Origin of the sequence: Nocardioides sp., assembly GCF_036374615.1 — a bacterium.
Lineage (GTDB): Bacteria > Actinomycetota > Actinomycetes > Propionibacteriales > Nocardioidaceae > Nocardioides.
Window position 1 is genome coordinate 1 of the sequence record NZ_DASUTK010000175.1, and the last position, 6,983, is coordinate 6,983.

Annotated in this window: 9 protein-coding genes; 4 read left to right on the forward strand and 5 right to left on the reverse strand. The window is 72.4% G+C overall.

Annotated features, from left to right (window positions below; all coding sequences use genetic code 11):
- A partial coding sequence (locus VFZ39_RS13695) for a DUF5998 family protein (protein WP_330866328.1) occupies nucleotides 1-300 on the forward strand: 300 nt, incomplete at its 5' end.
- A gap of 4 nt (nucleotides 301-304) precedes the next feature.
- Nucleotides 305-1,438, forward strand: coding sequence for a nucleotide pyrophosphatase/phosphodiesterase family protein (locus tag VFZ39_RS13700; RefSeq protein WP_330866329.1), 1,134 nt, complete (start codon nucleotides 305-307; stop codon nucleotides 1,436-1,438).
- Between the two features lie 4 nt (nucleotides 1,439-1,442).
- Here VFZ39_RS13700 and VFZ39_RS13705 read toward each other — a convergent pair whose 3' ends face one another.
- The 3 genes from VFZ39_RS13705 to VFZ39_RS13715 form a co-directional block, all read right to left on the reverse strand.
- The gene (locus tag VFZ39_RS13705; protein ID WP_330866330.1) at nucleotides 1,443-2,831 is read right to left on the reverse strand and encodes a multicopper oxidase family protein; all 1,389 of its coding nucleotides are present in this window, start codon (nucleotides 2,829-2,831) and stop codon (nucleotides 1,443-1,445) included.
- Between the two features lie 65 nt (nucleotides 2,832-2,896).
- Nucleotides 2,897-3,376 carry a hypothetical protein gene (locus VFZ39_RS13710; RefSeq protein ID WP_330866331.1) on the reverse strand — a complete coding sequence of 160 codons (480 nt, stop codon included), beginning with the start codon at nucleotides 3,374-3,376 and terminating at the stop codon, nucleotides 2,897-2,899.
- Nucleotides 3,377-3,480: 104 nt separating this feature from the next.
- A complete protein-coding gene (locus tag VFZ39_RS13715; protein ID WP_330866332.1) occupies nucleotides 3,481-4,134 on the reverse strand; it encodes a thymidine kinase in 654 nt (217 codons plus the stop codon).
- 63 nt (nucleotides 4,135-4,197) lie between these two features.
- Between VFZ39_RS13715 and VFZ39_RS13720 the strand changes: the two genes are divergently transcribed.
- Nucleotides 4,198-5,019, forward strand: coding sequence for a sulfurtransferase (locus VFZ39_RS13720; RefSeq protein WP_330866333.1), 822 nt, complete (start codon nucleotides 4,198-4,200; stop codon nucleotides 5,017-5,019).
- A gap of 34 nt (nucleotides 5,020-5,053) precedes the next feature.
- Here the strand turns inward: VFZ39_RS13720 and sepH are convergent, their stop codons facing one another.
- Complete coding sequence (sepH, locus tag VFZ39_RS13725) at nucleotides 5,054-6,046, reverse strand: septation protein SepH (protein ID WP_330866334.1); 993 nt, start codon at nucleotides 6,044-6,046, stop codon at nucleotides 5,054-5,056.
- Nucleotides 6,047-6,181: 135 nt separating this feature from the next.
- On the opposite strand from sepH, the gene VFZ39_RS13730 reads away from it, so the two are divergent.
- Nucleotides 6,182-6,805, forward strand: coding sequence for a trimeric intracellular cation channel family protein (locus VFZ39_RS13730; protein ID WP_330866335.1), 624 nt, complete (start codon nucleotides 6,182-6,184; stop codon nucleotides 6,803-6,805).
- Nucleotides 6,806-6,823: 18 nt separating this feature from the next.
- On the opposite strand, the gene VFZ39_RS13735 is transcribed toward VFZ39_RS13730, so the two are convergent.
- Nucleotides 6,824-6,983, reverse strand: a 160-nt coding sequence (locus VFZ39_RS13735; protein WP_330866336.1) for a D-arabinono-1,4-lactone oxidase, incomplete at its 5' end; no start/stop codon positions are given.

The window sequence follows — 6,983 nt, forward strand, 5'->3', positions numbered from 1 at the left end:
GCGATCGCGCTCTCGTCGATCCGGTCGGTCGTGGTGACCCGGATGGTCACGAACCCCACCGCGGGGGCCGGTCGCCCTGCGGAAGCGGTCGTCACGCTGGGCTGGGGAGGCGCGGGCCGGCTCGACCTGGAACCGGCCGGCTGCAGCGACCCGCAGTGCGACGCCGACCACGGCTACACCGGCTCGTTCGCGTCCGACGACTTCTCGCTCCGCGTCTCCGCTGCGGCCGAGGGTGCCGACGCCGTCGGCCGGCTGCTGGAGTTCGCCGAGTCGCTCTCCGCGCTGACCCGTCCGGGCTGAGCGCGTGGAGCACACCGGCTTCGTCGAGCCCGCCTACCGCTCGCGGTCGCTGGGCGACGTCGTGCCGGCGGTCGCGGCGGCGCTGGGTCACTCGCTGGGCCATCCGCTCGAGGAGCAGCCGACCGGGCTGACACTCCCGCCCGCGCCGTCGTACGTCGTGTTCCTGGTCGACGGCCTCGGTTCCCAGCTGCTGCAGCGGCACGCCCACGCCGCGCCGTTCCTGTCCGGGCTGGCGCCGGGGGAGCCGGCGACTGCCGGCGTGCCCTCGACGACGGCGACCAGCCTCACGTCGCTCGGCACCGCGCTTCCCCCCGGTGCGCACGGCCTGGTCGGGTTCACCTCCCGCATCCCCGGTACCAACACGCTCCTGAACGCGCTGCGCTGGGATGCGGCCGTCGATCCGGTGGAGTGGCAGCCCCACCCCACCGCGTTCGCGCGGCTGGCGGCCCTGGGTGTCACGGTCACGTGCGTGAACAAGCGGGAGTTCCGCAGCAGCGGGCTCACCGTCGCGTCCCAGCGCGGGGTCGAGTACGTCGGTGCGGACCGGGTCGGGGAGCGGATCGCCGCGGTCGTCACGGCGTCCACGCCGCGACCTTCGTTCACCTACGTCTACGACGGCGACCTCGACTGGACGGGGCACCGGTTCGGCGTCGCGTCCAGCCAGTGGCTCCAGCAGCTCGCGATGGTGGACGCCGAGGCCGAGCAGCTCCGGGAGGCACTGCCCGCGCACGCCCGGATGCTGGTGGTCGCCGACCACGGCATGGTCGACTCCGCTCCGGAGAGCAGGGTCGACGTCGACGACCACGCCGAGCTGCGCGACGGGCTCGCGCTGCTCGGAGGCGAGGCCCGGTTCCGTCACCTGTACGTCTCCGGTGGCGCGGCTGCCGACGTGGCAGCAGCCTGGCGCGCCACGCTGGGAGACCGTGCGGAGGTGCTGCTGCGCGACGAGGCGATCGCACGCGGCTGGTTCGGCCCGGTCGACCCCGCCGTCCGTCCTAGGCTCGGCGACGTGGTCGTCGCGTGCACCGGCGACACCGCGGTCATGTCGACGATCGCCTTCCCCTACGAGGCGAAGCTGGTCGGTCTGCACGGATCGCTCACCCCGGCCGAGATGCTGATCCCGATCCTCCTCAGCTGACGCCTCACTCGGGGTGGTTCCCGTGCTCGCCGCCGACCACGTACGACGAGGACACTCCGTCGTACATCAGGTGGGCCACGAGCCCCTCTGCGGCGTGGGGGAGGTTGTGGCAGTGGTCCATCCATACGCCGGGGTTGTCGGCCAGCACGGCGACCTCGTACCGCTCTCCGACGGCGACCTCGAGCGAGTCGACCCACCACGGGCTGCCGGTGGCGGGTACGCCGTCGCGGCTGAGCACGAGGGCGTGGTGACCGTGGAGGTGCATCGGGTGGGCGTCACCGCTGTCGTTGGTGATCTCGAAGACCACCACGTCTCCTTCGGAGACCATGTACATCGGCACGTCCGGGAAGATCCCGCCGTTGACCGTCCACCACATCCCGGGGCGCCCGTCGAGGAAGCCCGGCTTGCGGTCGATGGCGTACTCGAAGCGGCGGTCCGGGTGCTCGACGTCGAAGGGGGCCGGCTCGGGCTCGCCGTAGGTGAGCAGGTCGAGCACCTCGTCGGGTGGCGACGTGCGGGCGTCGGCCGGGCCGGCGGCGATCCCCAGCGACGGGCCGCCTGAGAACTCGACCCGGACCCCGTCGTCCGGGACCGTGAACCCGATGTCCACCCGGCCGCCGGCCGGGAGCGGGATCGCGGTGTCGGTCAGCTCGCCGGGCTGGTTGACGTCGGTGCCGTCGACGGCGAGCACCCGGAACGTGGCACCGGGCAGCCAGACGGTCGCGAGTCCGTTGTCGGTGTTCACGAGCCGCAGCCGGACGGTGTCACCAGGCTCGGCGTCGACCTCCGAGAAGCCCTCGACGCCGTTGAGGCTGCCCGACCCGCCGTACCGATGGATCAGGAACGTCTCGTCGACGTCCGTCGACTCGCCGTCCTCCGTCGGCTCCACCACCAGCGCGCCGAGCAGGCCTCGCTGGACCTGCTCGTGCGAGACCTGGTGCGAGTGGTACCAGTAGCTGCCGGCGTCCTCGGCCACGAATCGGTAGACGTGCTCCTCGCCCGGCATCACGGCGTCCTGGGTCACGCCGGCCACGCCGTCGACGGCGTTCGGGACGTCGACCCCGTGCCAGTGGAGCGTGGTCCCGTCATCCAGGTTGTCGTTGACGAGCGTCACCTCGACCAGATCGCCCTGGTGAGCGCGGATCGTCGGACCCGGCGTGCTTCCGTTGACCGTGATCTGACGCCCGTCGTCGCGCACCGTCAGCGTCTCGCGTACGTCGGGCGTGCGCTCGGGGTCGGCGATCAGCTCGGAGACCGCGGTGCCGTGATGGCCGCCGGCCATGGCCGCATGCACCCCGCGGGGTCCACCGCCCCAGTCGGCGTGCCCCATCTGCGCCATGTCGTACTCGTCCGGCAGCAGGCTGCCGTACCAGAGCCAGCCGAGGGGCAGCACGACGGCGGCGGTGGCGAGTACAGCAGTCCACCGCCGCCAGTGTGTGGCGACTCGCACCCCGGGCGTCAGGCCGAGAGCGGCTCTCGCGCGCTCTGCGTCGCGCGGGACTGCACCGACGCCCGCCGGCCGGCTCCGGCGGCGGCCCCGAGCAGGATCAGCGCATTGATGCCGTGCAAGGCGCCGAACGCCGGGTCGACCTCACGCGACAGCATCGGAAGCACGATGACCTGGAGGACGACCAGCAGCACGATGATCAGCGCCAGCCGGACCCCGCCGCCGACCTTCGCGAAGAAGGACACGACGAGCAGGATCAACGAGAGCAGTGGGATGAGCACCAGGCCGTTGAAGAACATGTGGATGGCGAACCCCCACTCGGCCGTGCCGATCGACTCGCAGTCCTCACACTCCAGGTACGCCTTGTCGATCACTCCGTTGTCGTTGGTGATCCAGTCCGTCACGCCGAAGAACGCCCAGGCGATGGCGCCGGCCTGCACCACGACCAGGATCGCGATGGCATACGCCAGGACCTTGTACGTGCTTCTCATGTCTCCCCCTTCGCTGGCACGCCGTCGCGCGCCAAGACTCGGCACAGAGTCTCGTGAGCGGCGTCCCGGGGGAAGCGAGATTCGGCTGTGGTCTGGACCAGCCGTCAGCCGAAGGGCAGCGGCTCGGGCGCCAGGGAGACGGCCTTGGCACGCGCGGCGGTGAGGCGGCGGCGATGGTGCTGGCGGCAGAGCACCTCATAGGCGACCTCGGCGGGGGGCTCGTCGAGCGCGTCCACGTCGCCCACGACGATCACCTCGCCCTCGGTGACCATCATGCCGTTCTCGGTGCGGGCGTTGTGGGTGGCGCGCTTCCCGCACCAGCACAGTGCCTCGACCTGGAGCGTGTGGACCCGGTCGGCCAGCTCGACCAGCCGGGAGCTGCCCTCGAACAGGTTGCTGCGGAAGTCGGTCAGGATGCCGAAGGCGAAGACGTCGATCTGGAGCTCGTCGACCAGCTTGGCGAGCTGGTCGACCTGGCTGCGCGTGAAGAACTGGGCCTCGTCACAGATCAGGTAGTCGATCCGCCCGCCCTGGGTCAGGTCGTCGACGACGTACCGCCAGAAGTCGAAGTCCGGCGCGACCTCGAGCGCGGCGTGGGTCAGCCCCAGCCGGCTGGACAGCAGGGCCTCGCCGGCCCGGTCGTGGGTCGTGAAGATCCGGCCGACCCGGCCGCGGGCGGCGTGGTTGTGGTTGGTCTGCAGGGCGAGCGTGCTCTTGCCCGAGTCCATGGTTCCGGTGAAGAAGTGCAGTTCCGCCACGGGGTGCGATCCTGTCACACCCGCGCGCTGCGCCCCACGTGCGACCTGCGGCAGGATGGCGTCATGGCATCTCGGCACACGTCTCCACTGGTCACCGTCGAGGAGCTCCGGGAACGGCTCGGCGACGTGACGCTGCTCGACGTGCGGTGGCGGCTCGGCGGCCCGGCGGGGTTCGACGAGTACGCCGCCGGGCACCTGCCGGGTGCGGTGTTCGTGGACCTGGAGACCGACCTCGCCGACCCGCCGGGCGCCGGTGGCCGCCACCCGCTGCCCAGCCCCGGACGGTTCGAGGAGGCGATGGCGCGCGCCGGGGTGTCGGGGTCCCGCCCGGTCGTGGTGTACGACGACTCCGCGGGGCAGGCGGCAGCCCGGTGCTGGTGGCTGCTGCGGCACCACGGCCATCCCGACGTACGGCTGCTGGACGGCGGGCTGGCCGCCTGGCGGGCCGCGGGAGGGCCCGAGACCACCGAGCTACCGCGACCCGCGCTGGGCGACTTCGCGGGTGGTCCCGGCGTGATGCCGGTGGTCACCGCCGCGGACGTGTCCGACGTCGACGTGCTGGTCGACGTCCGGGTCGAGGAGCGGTACCGCGGGGAGACCGAGCCGATCGACCCCGTCGCGGGCCGGATCCCGGGCGCGGTCAACGTGCCGGTCGCCCAGACCCTCGACAACCACGGCCACTTCCGCGACCCGCACGAGCTGCGGGAAGTGTTCGCGCGGGCAGGTGTGGCTGCTGACTCGTCCGTCGCGGCGTACTGCGGCAGCGGCGTGAACGCCTGCCACACCGTGCTCGCGATGGAGGTCGCCGGGATCCGCGCCGCCCTCTACCCGGGCAGCTTCAGCGGCTGGATCACCGACCCCGATCGCCCGGTGGAGACCGGCTGACCGTCGACTCGGCCCGCACGGGGCACGACTCGGCCTAGGCGTGGTCGGAGCCGCTCGATCCGCCGAACATGATCTCGTCCCAGCTGGGGACCGAGGCGCGGCCGCGCTTCTTGGCGGGCTTACGGCGGGTGGGCTCGGTCGGCTCCTCGCCGGAGGGGTCCTCGGAGGAGTCGGTCTCGCCCTGCTCCGCGGCGTCGAGCTCCGCCACGACGTCACCGTCCTCGACGGCGTCGTCCTGGCGGTCGTCGTCGCTCGGCTCGGACCGAGCGGGGGCCACGTCGAGGTACGCCTCGACCGGCTGCTCCGCACCGATCGCGTCGTCGCCGCGGACCAGCGAGATCGCGTCGTCGCCGAGCGGTAGCTCCGGTTCCCCGGCGGTTCCGTACGCGTGGCGACGGGCGCGCGCCCGCTCGAGGTCGTTGGCCGGGGTGGGGGAGTCGGCCGACGAGTCGGGGGCAGCGTCGCCGAGCAGCCAGATGGCGTCGTCGTTGTCGGCGACGACGTAGTTGCCGGGGGCGTCGAACGTGAACCGCGCCGTTCCGCTCCGCCCGGAGACCGAGAACTCGCCGGCCAGGTTCCACCGGCCGTCCTCGCGGCGGGCGGCGTCCCAGGAGACCGTCTCGGGGTCGATGTTGAGGCCGCGCAGGTGGGCGCCGATCGCCTCGCCCAGGGTGCGGGCGCCACCGGACTGGCCGGTACGCCGGACGGACGAGCGCTGCGCCCGCTGGGCGACGTGCTGCCGCTCGGCGAGCACCGGCGCCGCGAACGGCATGATCGCGTCGACCGTGGTCTGCGCTGCCTGGGCCACCGCCTCGGGCGTCTCGCCGGCCCGGATCCGGGCCTGGATGTCACGGGGGCGAAGAGCGCTGTCCATCTTGATCTCCAACTGGCCGAGGCGTGCGTGGTCGCCGCGGAGCGCGGCCCGGAGGCGTTCGTCGACGTCGACGGTGAACTCGACGCCCTTGTCACTGACCAGGAGCAGGCGCTTGCCGTCACTGCTCAGGCCGGCGAGCGTGAGGTGGGCCATCGCGCGTGTCGTTCTTCCTGGTCGAGGTGCATTCTCAGGTCGGTCGTCGGGTGTGCTCCGGATGGGTGCGAGCCTACGCCAGCGGGATGCGGCCGGAGGCGATCGTCACCCGGCGCGCCCCGGTAACCTCCGGCCGTGAGCTCACCCGCCCTGATCACCCTGGACCTGATCGGGATCTTCGTGTTCGCCATCTCCGGGGCGCTGGTGGCGGTGCGCAAGGACTTCGACATCTTCGGGGTGCTGGTGCTGGCCGGCGCGACCGGGCTGGGAGGTGGGTTCCTGCGGGACGTCCTGATCGACGCGACGCCGCCGGCGGCGCTCGCCGACTGGCGCTACCTGATGGTTCCGGTCGCGGCCGGGCTGGTGACGTTCCGCTTCCATCCCGCTGTGGGCCGGATGGAGCGCGGCGTCAACGTGTTCGACGCGTTCGGGCTCGCGTTGTTCTGCGTGACCGGCGCCCTCAAGGCGGCGGAGTTCGGGCTGGGTCCGGTCCCCGCGGCGCTCATGGGCATGGTGACCGGCATCGGCGGAGGGGTGATCCGGGACCTGCTGACCGACCGGGTGCCGGTCGTCTTCCGCGGTGAGCTCTACGCGACCCCGGCGCTCACGGGCGCCGCCATCGCGGTGGTCGGTCACCGGCTCGACCAGCCCGAGCTGCTCAGCGCACTGGTCGGAGCGTTCGTCTGCCTGGTCTGGCGGCTGCTCGCGATCCGGCGCAACTGGCACGCCCCGCTGCCGAGGGGTCCGGCCAGCGTCTGACCCCGCGCTCGACGAGGGTCAGGGACCGAGGACCCGCCGCAGGTAGGCGTTGTCGAAGACCCGGTCGGGGTCGAGCCGGTCGCGCAGCGCCAGGAACTCGTCGAACAGCGGGTACGCCGGCGCCAGGTCCTCCGCGGTGCGGGTGTGGAGCTTGCCCCAGTGCGGTCGGCCGTCGTGG

Excerpts from the sequence above, each read along its gene's own strand:
- sepH (WP_330866334.1), bottom strand. The coding sequence starts at position 6,046 with ATGGCCCACCTCACGCTCGCCGGCCTGAGCAGTGACGGCAAGCGCCTG.
- VFZ39_RS13710 (WP_330866331.1), bottom strand. The coding sequence starts at position 3,376 with ATGAGAAGCACGTACAAGGTCCTGGCGTATGCCATCGCGATCCTGGTC.
- VFZ39_RS13720 (WP_330866333.1), top strand. The coding sequence starts at position 4,198 with ATGGCATCTCGGCACACGTCTCCACTGGTCACCGTCGAGGAGCTCCGG.